Source organism: Pseudomonas sp. S2_C03, from assembly GCF_054668405.1.
In genome coordinates this window covers 5412665-5426739 of sequence record NZ_CP162766.1, presented here as the reverse complement: position 1 = coordinate 5426739, position 14075 = coordinate 5412665, and the positions used below count along the sequence as shown (strand labels likewise).

The window sequence follows — 14075 nt, the reverse complement described above, 5'->3', positions numbered from 1 at the left end:
TTCAATAAGTGTGCAGTTCTGTTGCTAAGCGAGTTATAGGTGCCAGAAGCCTGCGGCTAATGTGGATTGCTTTTCTCGTAAATGTTGAATTTCCATCTGAATCTGTGCTTCCTGCTTAAAGGCTTGAGCCATCTTGTCCATTTCCTCTGGCGAGGAGATAGGGATCTTCAGCTCCTTGAGGGCGGATACCTGTATGGAGTACATGGCTACTCCCACCGCCATTCGGTTGAGTAGAACCTGACCAATTTCCGAACGCAGGTACACTACTAGCGCTTCAGGTAGGTACTTGGTTTGTTTGCTAGCTCTCAAGATCACAAAGGATTGACCAGCAATCCATCCGCCCTCTCCTGCTGGAGGCACATCGTTGGCTATAGCCACCTTACCAATGGCACCCCGAAAACTAAGCAGGATGTCTTTGTCTTGCAGGAAGTAAGTATTGGCTTTGGGAGAATCTAGGTCGAACAGTGCTTCTTTGCTGGCCTTAGTGAGATAGCCATACTCGGGCAAGTCGAGGGTTTGCACTTCAAGGACGTTAGAACCACGAGAGGCGGTCGTGTGTTGCCTGGGGCGGATGATCTCGAAATGATCGCTCAATAGAGAAAAGGAATGCTCCCTAAGCGCAGCTGCTAAACGACGTGCTTTGTCGTCCAATATGTAGCGAGATACCTCTAGGTTGTAATCATTGGCAGCGATTGCTGATAAAGATACGGAGGCAGATATTTCCGTCTGCTCGGATGACTCTGCCAGATCAATCAGCTTATCTAGGTTGATGAGCGTAGTTTTTCTTTTGGCACCGGTTGTCCGGTAGCCATCGTCGTCGGCAGTCACGAAGCGAACCTGCTTCGAGGGCTTGGCGGTGTTCAATATCAGAATGGCTACCGGGATATTTGTGTGGGTACAGAGGCCCGCAGGCATGGAGATCACTGCTTCTATCAGGCCAGACTCTACGAGGTACTCTCTGAGTTGGCGTTCGGAGCCGGTGCCAAACAAGAGAGCTTTGGATACCACGGTAACGATCCGACCTTTCACTTGCGCAAGGAGATGACGGATTTGAAGAACGTCGCCAACCGGCGACTTTTCCGTGAACCGTCCCAGCAGGTCGTTGCTGATGACCTCGGGACGATAGCGAAGGCCCATTGGAGGAAAGCAAACCGCGCACCCGAATTGTTTGAGTTTGCCCTTTTCCAGCGCTGAAGGATTGGCAAGGGGCTCTGTGACATGGAGTGTCCAGCCTGTGCTTGCTGCAGCACAAAGCAGGGGGGAAAGTAGCGTTGGATTTTGGGTTTCTACCCAAGTGCTGGCTCCGGTTTGGATGATGCGTGCAGCAAGTTGGCCCGAGCGATCCCAAGGGACGTAGACGTCGTCGTCGCCCTTCAGTTTGGCTAATGCGACCACGAGATCCGCCAGGCTGGGCGAAATGGCCATATCGCTGCTTGGCTCGCTAGCCATCCAGAAGCCTGCGTCCCGGAGGTCTAGGTTGTCGAGAAAGCCTTGATTTTCCAGCTGCAAGATTTTTTCCGATACCGGGCGTAGGCCATTCGGTGTTTGCAATGCGAACTGCCATGCACCTTCATAAATGAACGAATAGGGAAGCGAATCTTGAGCTTGTCGAAGTGCATCCAGCTGGCCGGCAATCGGTTCGAAGGCCCAAGCTTCAAAGCGGAGACTCTTTGGAATACGTTCCTCCTTTGACAGCTTCCACCAGCACAGCAGCTGGAGGATTAGCGACAGGGCAGAGTCGTTGGAAGCGGTGGCGTATCCGCGAGCCGTGTCCAGCAGCTGGTAGAAGATTTTCTCGTTCATGTTCATTCCGGTGTTGTTGGCTCAGCGATGGCCAGAGCAGTTGTAGGTAGTGATCAGGGCATCCCCCTCTTGGATGACGGCAACGCCACCTTTATCCGTAATCTTCATCAGCAGGCGTTTCTCAGACTCAAGCTCTATCAGTCGTTTCTGAGCATCCTTCTTACCAAGAACGACTCTGTCCTGCGTCCAATTGGTGCCATGCATGAGCACATATTCGACCATGCTGGGCGTGATCCCGCGCTGTGACTGTCTGACCTTGCAGTGGTGGGTGGTATGCATGGTGGCGAACCTCCGATGAAATACGAATCTGTGACTCAAGATAGGCTACGGATTTTTGTTCGTCAATAAGGATTAAATCCTTTTGTTTGGTTTTATTGATTTTTTGTGTCTGACGCGTATGCTGGATTTAACGTCGTCAGGGCTCTCGGATGAGAGAGGGACTGAGACGGCTCTAGAGCTTTGTCAGAACTTTGAAGGGATTGCCTATGAAGCTAGTCCGGGATGCTCGAACTTTAAAAAACAAGTCCATCAGCTCCCTACGCACCGGAATGGAGGCCTTTAACAGCTTTGATGACGATGGGCGAATCACCACAGTGCTTCTGCATCTCCAGCATGCCTGCGAGATGCTGTTAAAGGCGGTGTTGGTTCAGAACAAAGCCAAGGTGTTCGATAATATTACCGGGCGTTCTATCTCCTTCGATAAGAGCCTCGGTCTGTGCATTGCTCACCACGGACTGACCGCCGAAGAAGCGGGTGTGATGCGCGCGGTCGATAGTTTGCGCGATGCGGCCCAACACTGGCTCATTGTGGTTGCCGAGGATCTGCTGTACCTCAATACGCGGGCGTTGATTACCGCCTTTGACGCCTACCTTCAGCGAGCCCTGGAAGATGCGTTGATCGAGCATATCCCGGCTCGGGTATTGCCCGTCTCAACTATGCCCCCTGGCGATTTCGAGTTTCTGGTGGATCGCGAGTATCGCTTGGTCAGGGAGTTACTGGAGCCAGGCCGAAGGCATCGTGATGAGGCACGTGCGCGCATTCGTGCCCTGCTCGCGATGGAGTCTATTGCCGTCGAAGAGGTAGAGGTTTCAGAGCGCGACATTGACCGTATCGAGAAAGCCGTGCGTGCCGGGCAAGGAATCCATGAGGTCTTTCCTCGGCTGGCGACGGTAGGCACTCGGACGGACGGTGAAGGGGTGAACCTGGTTGTTCACTTTACTAAGAAGGAAGGCGCACCTGTCCGCTATATCGGTGGTGATGATCCTGCCGATGCGGCGGCGGTGCGTGAGCTAGATCTCCAGAAGAAGTTTTACTTAGGGGCATCAGAGCTTGCGGCGAAGATCGGTTTAACCCAGCCCAAGGCCAGAGCATTGCGCGTGCACTTGGGCATCGATGAGGATGTGGCCTGCCGTCATGTCTTTGAGTTTGGTTCGACCAGACATCCCTGTTTTTCTGACAATGCGTTCAGGAAAATGCGTGAAGCCCTGGATAACCTGGATATCGAGGAGATTTGGCGGGCGCGCCCGCGATAGGAGACGCGGACTCATAGCTCGACGGTCAGCACCTTGATCCCCACCCCCTCGCAGAACCGCCCCACCGCCGTCAGCGAACGCCAGTACCTGATCGGTTCGCGCCGCGAGCGCACCGGTAACCATTTCACACCGAGGCGCAGTTCCAGGCGCCAGGCTTCCCCGTCCCGCAGCACGCGAAACTCCCGCGCCGCGCCGGTCTCGACCAGCGCGGCCAAGGTGTCCTGCTCAATGGCTCGTTTCATGTTGATCCCCTGCGCTCGCGTCCAACCAGTCCCCAGGGTAGTGGTATAGCGCAGTCGCGGCATCCGGCGACCAGGATGCCCCTGCAGCTGCACCAGGCGGTGGCTCACGGTGGGGGCGATTCACCATAACGTCCAATTACGCGCAGGGATCGCAGGCGTGCCATTGCAACAAGTGATAGCATTTTGCAACTTATCGCTTGAGCCTCTGCGAGAGCACCTTTAAATCAGATCAGGGAGCGATCATTCGTGAACAGCCTTCGCCAAACAGCCAAGCAAGGGGATGCTTCTGCTCAATACCTCCTTGGAACCTTGTACGAAAGTGGTGAGGGTGTCGCGCAGGACGTTGTGACAGCGGCCAGTTGGTACCACCAGGCCGCCACGCAGGGACATACTGCTGCTCAGTACACTATGGGACGTCTTTATGAGTTCGAGGAAGGTCTCCCACAGGACACCGCCAAAGCGGCAGCTTGGTACCGCAAAGCGGCTGAGCAAGCAGCTAACTCGATCGAGCTGGCGTTGGACGCTTTTTATGAAGATGAACATGTTCCGGACAGTTTCGGGGTAACAACAGTCTGTTTCTACCAAACGGCCAGCGAGGCGCGGGTCGAGGCTCAGTATGCTTTGGCCTGCTTATACGAAAATGGAGACGGAGTTTCACAGAGTTTGGTGAAAGCGGCAGCCTGGTACCGAAAGGCTGCTGAACAAGGCCATTGTTTTGCCCAGCAGTCCCTAGGCGATCTGTACAAGCGGGGGGACGGCGTCCGACAGAGTTATGCAAAAGCTGGTGCTTGGTACCGAAAAGCCGCTGTGCAAGGATATAGCTGGGCCCAACTTGCCCTGGGAGATCTGTACAAAAAAGGGGATGGCGTCAGGCAGAACGCCGCGAAAGCGCAGAGTTGGTATACGAAAGCCGCTGACCAAGGGAACCGTTCGGCCGAATACGCTCTAGGATGTCTATACGAGAAAGGCGAAATTTGCTCACGGGACTTCGCGGAAGCGGCAGCCTGGTATCGCAAAGCGGCCGAACAAGGGCACGCTTCGGCTCAGGACGCGCTTGCACGCTTGTATACGAATGGCCATGGTGTCCCTCAGAACTTCGCAGAAGCGATGGTTTGGCACCTTAAGGCTGCCGAACAGGGATCGGCTTGGGCTCAGTATGCTCTGGGCGATGTTTACGAAAGCGGCAAAATCACCCCCCAGAATTTTTCAGAAGCCGCTGTCTGGTACCGTAAGGCGGCAGAGCAGGGATTCGACTTGGCCCAAGATGCACTCGGAGCCCTGTACGCCCAAGGGCGAGGTGTTTCACGAGATTTCGTAGAGGCCGCAGCCTGGTATCGCAAGTCTGCTGAGCAGGGGTTTGACTTGTCTCAGTACACACTCGGGCGCCTTTACAAGAAGGGACGAGGCGTGCCGCAAGACTTTGCAGAGGCAGCAATCTGGTATCGCAAGTCCGCTGAGCAGGGGTATGCCTGGGCTCAGTACATCTTGGGCGGACTGTACAAGAACGGCGAAGGCGTCGCGCAGGATGATGAGAGCGCCTATGTGTGGCTTTCGCTGTCCATTAAGAATCGCGTCTTTATGAAAGGTGTACGTAAGCTATGTGATGCGGTAGCCAAAGAGCTGTCGCCTGCGCAGTTGGCGTCAGCGAAAAGCACAATTACAGAATATTTGGAGCGGTATCGAGCACCTCGGTGATCAGCAAGGCATCGGAATGGATCATTGGCCAGAGCGGATCGCGCAGTTTTTCCATCCAACTACGTTTTACTCATTGCTTCTTCGTCCGGGTGGAAGAGTGTCGCTGATGTAGGGGGCACAAAAAACATACCCCTCTCTGTTGGTTGATCTGCGCTTCGAATAAGACAGACGCCTTGTGTGAGAGCAACTACCTCTGCTTCTTAACCGAAAAAATGGAATGGCGAACACAAAAATGGCCGAGGTCTACCCTGATTTTGAAAATATACATCGATTAAAGGTCAAGCCCACAGAGGGAGAGTTGCATATTCTAGAGTATTTGTCTGCAAATCTCGGGTCTGAATATGAAGTTTACTTCCAGCCTTTTTTGAACGGTGATATGCCTGATATTATCGTAATGAGAAAGAAGTGTGGGGCTTTAATCATCGAGGTGAAAGATTGGAACTTGTCTGCGTACCATGTAGATGCGGATAATAAGTGGAGAGTGGGCAGCAGTAATCAATTTATCAGATCCCCTGCGCAACAAGCATTTGGCTACAAAAACAATATATTTAACCTGCATGTGAGTAGCTTAGCCGAAAGGTACGCACTCGATAAAAGATTTTACAGTACAATAAAAACATTTGTTTACTTTCATAATGCCACCAAAAAAGAATTATCAAGTATATATGCTTCTGCCGAAATTGAGTTGGCCGAAAAAAAGAAAGCCTTGAACTACCAATATAAAAACAATGAGGTTCAAGATGTGCAGTACGACAAAAAAATGGACTATCTTACAAATAAGTCAAGGCAGATCAGTCGAGACAGAGGGATGTCCATTGATAGGGACAGCCTTTCAAAGTTACTTAATGAAATAAGAACTGAAAATCTGCTGTTTTTAGACGAAGCTTATGATGAACTGAAGCGCTACCTCAAACCGCCCTATCATGTTATGGAGCAAGGAATTGACATAGCTTACAGTTCCTTGCAGTCCAGGCTCTCAATCAGCCAGCCAGGCTTTCAAAAGATGAAAGGAGTGGCTGGCTCTGGAAAAACAACCATACTGGCGAAAAGAGCAGTAAACGCGCACAAGAGACACGATGAGAAAGTACTTATTTTAACGTTCAACAAGACATTAAAGAGCTATATTCGCGATAAGATAAGTAATGTCAGAGAGGGGTTCTCATGGGGGGCATTTAACATCTCCAATTATCATTCTCTGATTGCCTTGGAGATGAATAAGTGTGGACTTTTGATACAGCCGCCACAGGGAAAAGAGCTGTGGTCGAAGTACTTCGATGATCTGTTTTCAAATGAGGATGTATTTCAAAATCATGATGAGAGGATCTATAAGTACAAAACTATATTGATCGATGAGGTGCAAGACTACGAGCAGCAGTGGATTAAAATAATTCGGAGGTATTTTTTAGATGAAGATGGCGAAATGGTTTTATTTGGTGATGATAGCCAGAATATATATGGTCGTGACTTAAGTAGTAAAAATCCGGCCCTGGTTCAGGGGTTTGGTCGTTGGGAGAGGCTTACTAGGTCTTTTAGATCCTCTGCTGACTCGAAATTGACGCTTGTTTCAAAAAAGTTTCAGGAACAATATCTTTTAATAAAGTATGACATTGATCTGGTTTTAACGGAGCCTCAACAAGGAATGCTTGCCTTTGATCTTGTTGAACGGCACGAATTTGATGGTGTCAGCAGTGCCTTTTCCATTTTTGACACGATTCAGAAGCGTATTAAAAGTAATTCATTGCATCCCAATGATGTATGCATAGTCTCAACCAATATTGCGATACTGAGAAAACTGGATCAAAGGTTTAGATTAGCGTTAAACGAAAGAACACAAACGACATTTGAGAGTGAAGAGGAGCACTTAGAAATACTGGAGCTGCCTGAAAGTGAAAGAGAGGCTGCCAGAAAGCTTATCAGAGACAGTCGTAAATTTTCATTTAATTTAAACAGTGGTCTGGTCAAGTTGTCTACGGTTCAGAGCTTTAAGGGTTTAGAGACGCAAACGGCCATCTATATTTTGATGAGCGATGATAACGTGGAGGCAGTGTATACCGGAATAACAAGGGCCAAGAAAAACCTTATTCTGTTCCTTCAGAAAGGAAATAAATATACCGATTTTTTTTATGCTGAAGTCAGGAGCTGAGCAGTGTTGAATATGATATCGCCCTCTCGCCTCTGCGAACGGTTACCCGTTTTTCAATCACCCACATGCGTGCGCTGAAATCCCCAGCAAAATGCTTGCGAAGGGAGAGTCGGTTTTTTCATTAGTTCCAGTCGCATCGTTCTCTTTTATGTATTCCCCCGAGATTTTCGTGGCTGCATAAACGTCCAATTACGCGTACGAGCGGCGGCTGGTTTTGCCTCCCTGTCGGGCAGCGCCTCAAGCGTATGTCGGTTTTGACCACCATATCGTGAGTAAAACTTGATTAAACTTGATTTTGATCGGGTGAGGCACTACATTGGCTACTATGCAAAATACCCTACATACCGAGTCGCTCCGCGCGGCCCTCGTTCAGCGTGGCTGGACACAAAAAGACCTGGCCGATCAGTTGGGGGTCTCGGCGCAGTCCGTCACCAACTGGCTCAAAGGCAAGGATTTTCCTCGTCCAGACAAACTGCTGAAGTTGGCCACCACACTGCAGCTTTCATTTTCACAGTTGGTCGCGCCGCCTCCGGATCAGCCCGTGGTGGCGTTCCGCAAGAAGGCGGGCGCCAAAACCACCGATGAACACATTCTCAAAGCGCTGGGCATCGGCGGCTTACTCAAGCCGCTGGTCGACTTTTTGCCGGAGCTGCCCACCTTACGTACCCAGATTTCGTCGCCCTCCACCAGCTATGCACGCTTGCAGAGCGATGCGTCCCAGGTACGCAATAAATTGGGTCTGGGTAAGCGCAGTGTGCTCGGGTATGAGGCGCTGATCGCCGAATTCAAGGCGTGTGGCGCGGTGCTCGTGCCCGTCCTCTGGGGGCACAAGCAGCAACACAAGAATGGAATGCACATTCTCTTGCCAGCGTCTGATGTCACCTTCGTGTTCATCAACCTGGATACCAAGCTGGAAGACTTTAAGTTCTGGATGGCTCATGAGCTGGCGCATGTTTACACCCCCGAACTGGCGGGGAGTGACGCGGGGGAGGATTTTGCAGATGCCTTTGCCGGTGCCCTGCTGTTTCCTGAGGCCTGTGCTCAGCTCGCGTATGCCGAAGCGGTGCAGGCGTCTAATGCAACTGGGGAGGTGAATGTCCTGCAGCAGCATGCCCGGCATCACCAAATTTCATTGAACACGGTGTTCCAACAAACACAGGGCTATGCGAGGGAAAACCAGCTGCCATCGTTGCGGGTGATTGAAACAACAATCCATAAGGTGCGAAACAGCTCAGCCCCCCAACTGGTCAGCACGCTTCTGTTTGATCCGACCCCACCCAAACCCGCGCAATACCTTGCTGCTGCGTCGAATGTGTTTCAGTCAGAGTTCTTCCTGGCGCTGAAGCGCATGATTCGCGAACATGGCACGGGCCCGTCGTATGTACAGCAAATCATGGACGTGTCACTCAGTGATGCCACCGCGCTTTATGGCGAGCTGGCGCGTTGAGTGCGGCGTCCACGCTCGTCTTGCTGGATACCAATGCGTATCTACGGCTGGCGAAGCGTGTACGACCGATGTTGGGCGTTGCGTTTGGGCAGAAAAACTACGTTCTGACCATTCTGAAAGACGTCGAGGACGAAGTGCATCGCAGTGGTCACGGATGACTTGGGCATGCACCAGCTCGCTCAAGACTTCGACATTGCTGTCTGGCATGGTCATGAGCTGCTCAAGAAAATGCTCACGGCAAAGTTGATCAGCAATGAGCAGGTCAAAAGTATCTTCGAAGCGCTGGAGCTCAATGGCGATCTGACTGAGACGTGGTGCCAAGCGAAACACACTGCCTTTGTGAGGCTGTTCGGTAAGGGTTAAATGAATGATGCCCAGCATTGAATGTATTGGCTAAACCTCGCAGACGTTGCGCTTCATGCACTGGGGCTGGCATGCAGAGAGAGCGATTACTGGTCAAAGTTTCCGTCTTGATCACCATGCAGAGAAGCCGTGAGCATGGGTGAGTGATTGCTCAAAAAATGACCAATTATAAGCCAGCCATAATTTCCCATAATTTTTTACGTGCGCCATACCACCTGGAGAAAATGCCCATTTTCAGCACCAGCTCGGCAGGCCTGAGCGCTCCGGGGTCTAGTTCGCATCGGTTGCTACGGTTTCCAGAACGGGTAAGAACTCTCCATTTTTCTTCGCCTTATCCAGAACGGCAAAGCCTTCCCACTTGAGGGGACTACCGCCAAACAGCTCTTCAGTGAAGGCGCGTGCTAGGTTCCAGAACTTCTCAATCGCCTGTTCCTCTTCGCTCAGCGTGGCCAGGGACAGCCAGTTATCAAACGCTTTGATGGCATGAGCATGATACGCAAGCTCGTGTACCACCCCGGAGGGCTCGGGGAAAACAAACCAGATTTTTTCGAAATAGGGTCGGGCCATGCTCGCCAGTTTCAGGAGGTCGGCGGCGGCTTTTTCTTGCTTGCGGGAGGTGTCGCCAACTCGAATAAAGATGGCAGCCTTCTGCTGTCCGTTGAGCTGGATCATGAAAAATTGGCTAAAAAAATCGGAGTGAGTGACCTTGATGATCTCCCCACCCGGAAAGCCAAAAAAATCCGCGCCCGCGTCTAGGATGGCCGCCGACGCCAGACGCTCATGGTTAGCCACGCGGCTACGTGCCTTTGAACGGGCAGTGGTGGCCGGTGTACCGGCTACGGTGGCGTAGTGCGTTATGGTTTCGCGTAAGGTTTGTAAGGTGTGTTGGTTCGCCAGGGTCGCGGATAGCATGGAAGTTGCGACGATGGCGTCCAGCTGATGCAAGCGTTCCAAGAGCTCAATATGCGCATAGCCACACTTGACCTGTTCCGGGGCCAGCGTAGGCGAAAGGCTGACGAGAAAATTACCAGCCTTGAGCATGCGCGAGACGACTTTGGCGTCATAACCTGCCTCTTGCGCCAATTGTCGAATCAGTAAGTTGATGCTGTCAGTGCCTTGATAGGCATTGATACGAGAACGCACTGCTTGAAAAAGCATGTACCACGGCTGTTTAGCCTGTCTCCCCATTCCTCTTCCCCCAACCCAATGCAAGGGTGTGCCTACCCTTTTGGGTACACCTCACCAAATATTGACAGTCTACCGAGTCGGGGTTATACCTAACAGTTCGAATATTTGGTGAAGTGTACCAATGAAACTTGATACCCAAAGCCCTGCCTTCAGCCGTGACGTCGCCAAGCGCTCCAAGCGGGCGCGAAGGGCACATGTCATATGCTCGCCGAAAAATGGGTTTGTCGAAATTCGGCTGGAGTCGCGACTGGAGCAATCGGTCGCGCAGGCATTAGAGCTAGACCCCCGGGTGCGGGCCTATCGCGCCCAACCGTTTACGCTTGATTTATCAACGGGCGAACGGCTGGCGGCGAAGCACCTGATAAAGCCATCGGGAGCGGTGTATTACACCCCGGATTTTGCCGTGGATCTGGACGACCTACAGGTCGTGGTCGAAGTTAAACCCCGCGCATTCGTGCAGGAGCACAAGGCGCTATTGGAGAACGTACGCGAGGCTCTGCGCCAGCAAGGTTTGCGTTTCATTGTCATCACGGAGGCCGATTTTACTGGCCACTACCTGAGAAACGCTCAACTCTTCATGCAGTACTTGGCGCAAGCTGCCCCTTCCCTCCCCAGTTGGGCAGCTTCCTTGCAAGCGCGCGATCCTCATGCGCTGACGGGGCCCGTCACCCAAGTGCTAACCGGCGATGTGCCGCTGAACTATCAGTTGGCCGCAGGAGTATTGCTTGGGCTCATAAGGTTCGACTTGGTACGTCATCTGTTTGAGCACATGGATTTCGACATCGTTCCGGCGTTCGGCAGTTTGAGCGCATTCGAGGTCATTCGTTATGAACAGTAATCTGCAAGTGAGCCAAGCCGTGGTTTGGCAGGAGACTTGTTACGTCATCAAGGCGATCAAGCCGACATTGGGCGATATCGTCCTCGAGGCCAAGGGTGGAGTGGAGCGTGCTGTCGATATACGGGCCTTTTACAATCTCATTGCCTCGGGCGAGATTGAGCTGTCGCAACGGCAAATTGAAGCCACGCAGCGTTCCTGGACGGTCAGCGAACAACGCGAGGCTGACTTTCGTCAGCAGCTGCTCGAGTTTCAGCGTTCGCTGGAAAAGCAAGGTCTCGACCCGTCGATATGCGATGCACAGATTGATAGATACTGTCAGCGGCACGGTCATAAACGCCCGTCAAACAAGACCATTCAGCGCTATCGCAAAGACTTAAAACGCTTAGGCTTTGAAGGTCTCATTCCCAACTTCAGTCGTCGAGGGGGGACGGGCTGGGCCAAAAAAACCGCAGCGAAGGCGGTCGCCGAGAAGGTGTTGATTCAGACCTTTATGAAGGACGACAAAGTCAATTTGTCTTCCGTGGCATTGATGGTCAACGAGGAACTGAAGACGCACAATCAGGCCACCGGAGCCGATGAGAAAGTCGATCGCAAAACCATCGCGCGTATGCTCCAACAGCTGCCGAAGTCACTGGTTAAAGAGGGGCGACTCGACCCGCGTACCTACAATTTGTGGAACCGGCAAGCCGTCCGCCGGTACGACGTCAAACTGCCTTTTGAACGGGTGGAGATTGATGCCAAGACGATTGATGTGTACTGCTGTGACGAGTATGGCCATCGCTACACGGAGCTGACCTTGTACGCCATGGTCTGCGCGCGTACCTCTTACCCCGTAGGTGTATTCGTCAGTGGCGGCAAGCCCAGCGAATACACCCTGCTCAAAGTGTTTGAGTTTTTTTTAATGCCGAAAGACCCGGCCTTCAACGCGCGGTTTGGCATCAAAACAAATTGGGTGCATCCCTGTGGGATTGCCTTGGTAGTGCTCGACAACGCGTCAGAGAATTTCTCGGATCTGGCTCTGGCTATCGTGCGCCGACTCGGTATTCAAATCGAGTATGCCCGCATCGCGCGCGGCGACGATAAACCGCATGTGGAATCCTTCTTCAAAGCGGCGGATGAAGGCTTGTTCAGCAAGATGCCGGGAGCGAAAAAAAGCCAGGACAAGCGCATCAAAAACCGCCATGCCAAGGCGGCTGCCGAAGCCTGTTACTCCATCGACGAGATCTATCGCCAGGTGGTGACCTTCGTCGCGGATGTGTACATCCATAAACCGAATCAAAAGCTGGGGTTCCGCCATGGCAAGCCTATGAGCATCAAGAGTGCCATGGATGAAGCGCTCACCAACTTCCTGCCCGTACCGCCGCCTTCACTCGATCAACTCAAAAAATTGCTGTTAGAGGTCAACCGGGATAATCGCACAATCCATCATTACGGTATCGATTTTGAGGGGTTTCAGTTCCACAGTCAGGCGCTGGCAGTGCTGGCGCGTGAACGGAGCCTCAGCGACATCGACATCTTGTTCAACCCAGAGGACTGCACGGTGATTTATGCCGTGCATCCGGATGACGGCAGCCACATTCCGCTGCAGAACAAGACGGTGGGTATTCCTGAAGTATCCTTTGAGGTCGCCAAAACCCTCAAAAAAGCCTACGCGGGCCATTCCGCCACGATGTCCGGCCATGACTATCAGCGTGTATATGCTCAGATGCTGGCGAAGTTCACCGCTGATAGTCAGCGCCGCCCCAGCATCAAAGCCAACAACCAGGCATTGCGTGTGCGCGAGAAACAGGCGCAGAAGGCGGACATCGCCGCGCAGTTTGCACAGCACGCGCCGAAGCCGCGTCCTTTGCCTCCTACTCCTACCTTAGCCGATAGCGATGATGAGTTCCGTCCGGCGCCACGGAGGACGGTATGAGCACGATCGCCAACGAATTGGTGGGTCACGCTCGGTTTAACACCGTGCATGGTCATTTGGTGGAGGTCTTAACGCGGGCCAGAGCAGGTGATCCACAAATCCTTCCGATTGTCGGGCCGACACGGGTCGGTAAGACGTGTCTGTTGGACAATTTCAGGGCGATGAATTCGACGTCGGGGACGAGCCGCTCCCGCGAAATTATCAGTGTCGTCAGCCCCAAGCATTTGACCGGTCGGGCGCTGCCGGATGCATGCTTGACGAGTATCGATATGAATCCAGCGCTGTTCAATAATCATGTCGCTGCGACAGACGCCTTTATCAAGGCGGTCAACAAGCACGGCGCACGACTGATCATCTTTGATGAAACGCAGCACATGCTTGAGCGCGGTAGCAGCACCACCGTGCGCGCGGCAGCGGACTTTCTCAAAGGCCTCTTCGACCAAGCCCAGGCCAGTATCGTGCTGGCAGGATTGCCAAGTTTAATGGGCCTGTTTTACGCCAATGAACAACTGGCGGATCGCGCGCGCCGTCCAGTGGAGTACTTCCCGTATTACTGGCAAGGCAAGGATTACATCAGCTTTCGCAGCGCCTTGGGCAGTGCGCTCGATTACCTGGAGGACAGCGGCTGGGACACATTCGAATTCAACGACCGGGACTTTGCCCAACGCATGTACGTCGCGACGGCTGGCCGTTATGGCCTCATCAACAAGATTTTCATCGAGGTGCAGGCACTCGCTGGGACAGTGAAGATCGCACGTTATGAGGCCTTTGCCAGGGCTTTTGAGCAAGCCGTGATGAACCGCCTGATCGAATTCAATCCGTTCGATGTCGATCAGACGATCCAGACCGAGCACATGGCTTTGGTGTATGCCAAGGTCATGCAAGAAGCCGGTGTGAAGGTCTAGGAGC

At 52.6% G+C, this 14075-nt stretch carries 12 protein-coding genes; 8 read left to right on the top strand and 4 right to left on the bottom strand.

The features are described from left to right. Positions 1 to 33 precede the first annotated feature (33 nt). Complete coding sequence (locus AB4N64_RS24975; RefSeq protein ID WP_460119484.1) at positions 34 to 1803, bottom strand: N-6 DNA methylase; 1770 nt, start codon at positions 1801 to 1803, stop codon at positions 34 to 36. 21 nt (positions 1804 to 1824) lie between these two features. After that, positions 1825 to 2082 (bottom strand): DUF4258 domain-containing protein, encoded by a 258-nt coding sequence (locus AB4N64_RS24970; RefSeq protein ID WP_460119482.1) that lies wholly within the window; start codon positions 2080 to 2082, stop codon positions 1825 to 1827. A 206-nt stretch (positions 2083 to 2288) separates the two neighbouring features. Here AB4N64_RS24970 and AB4N64_RS24965 point away from each other — a divergent pair, with 206 nt between their 5' ends. Next, on the top strand, positions 2289 to 3335 hold the full coding sequence (locus AB4N64_RS24965) for a hypothetical protein (protein WP_460119480.1): 1047 nt from the start codon (positions 2289 to 2291) through the stop codon (positions 3333 to 3335). An 11-nt stretch (positions 3336 to 3346) separates the two neighbouring features. Here AB4N64_RS24965 and AB4N64_RS24960 read toward each other — a convergent pair whose 3' ends face one another. Next, positions 3347 to 3577, bottom strand: coding sequence for a hypothetical protein (locus AB4N64_RS24960; protein WP_460119478.1), 231 nt, complete (start codon positions 3575 to 3577; stop codon positions 3347 to 3349). Positions 3578 to 3823: 246 nt separating this feature from the next. Between AB4N64_RS24960 and AB4N64_RS24955 the strand changes: the two genes are divergently transcribed. From AB4N64_RS24955 to AB4N64_RS24940, 4 genes are all read left to right on the top strand, one after another. Beyond that, on the top strand, positions 3824 to 5272 hold the full coding sequence (locus AB4N64_RS24955; protein ID WP_460119476.1) for an SEL1-like repeat protein: 1449 nt from the start codon (positions 3824 to 3826) through the stop codon (positions 5270 to 5272). 232 nt (positions 5273 to 5504) lie between these two features. After that, positions 5505 to 7415, top strand: a complete 1911-nt coding sequence (locus tag AB4N64_RS24950; RefSeq protein ID WP_460119474.1) for an AAA family ATPase — start codon at positions 5505 to 5507, stop codon at positions 7413 to 7415. A gap of 325 nt (positions 7416 to 7740) precedes the next feature. Further along, positions 7741 to 8862, top strand: a complete 1122-nt coding sequence (locus tag AB4N64_RS24945; RefSeq protein ID WP_460119472.1) for an XRE family transcriptional regulator — start codon at positions 7741 to 7743, stop codon at positions 8860 to 8862. Between the two features lie 165 nt (positions 8863 to 9027). Further along, positions 9028 to 9225 carry a hypothetical protein gene (locus AB4N64_RS24940; protein ID WP_460119469.1) on the top strand — a complete coding sequence of 66 codons (198 nt, stop codon included), beginning with the start codon at positions 9028 to 9030 and terminating at the stop codon, positions 9223 to 9225. 270 nt (positions 9226 to 9495) lie between these two features. On the opposite strand, the gene AB4N64_RS24935 is transcribed toward AB4N64_RS24940, so the two are convergent. Next, positions 9496 to 10383, bottom strand: coding sequence for a hypothetical protein (locus AB4N64_RS24935; protein WP_460119467.1), 888 nt, complete (start codon positions 10381 to 10383; stop codon positions 9496 to 9498). A 151-nt stretch (positions 10384 to 10534) separates the two neighbouring features. On the opposite strand from AB4N64_RS24935, the gene AB4N64_RS24930 reads away from it, so the two are divergent. The 3 genes from AB4N64_RS24930 to AB4N64_RS24920 are packed head-to-tail and all read left to right on the top strand — an operon-like array spanning position 10535 to position 14071. Beyond that, the gene (locus tag AB4N64_RS24930; RefSeq protein WP_460119465.1) at positions 10535 to 11251 is read left to right on the top strand and encodes a Tn7 transposase TnsA N-terminal domain-containing protein; all 717 of its coding nucleotides are present in this window, start codon (positions 10535 to 10537) and stop codon (positions 11249 to 11251) included. Next, positions 11241 to 13166 carry a Mu transposase C-terminal domain-containing protein gene (locus AB4N64_RS24925; RefSeq protein ID WP_460119463.1) on the top strand — a complete coding sequence of 642 codons (1926 nt, stop codon included), beginning with the start codon at positions 11241 to 11243 and terminating at the stop codon, positions 13164 to 13166. Before AB4N64_RS24930 ends, AB4N64_RS24925 begins: the two co-directional genes overlap by 11 nt. Further along, positions 13163 to 14071, top strand: a complete 909-nt coding sequence (locus tag AB4N64_RS24920; RefSeq protein WP_153403956.1) for a TniB family NTP-binding protein — start codon at positions 13163 to 13165, stop codon at positions 14069 to 14071. Before AB4N64_RS24925 ends, AB4N64_RS24920 begins: the two co-directional genes overlap by 4 nt. Positions 14072 to 14075: the final 4 nt, after the last annotated feature.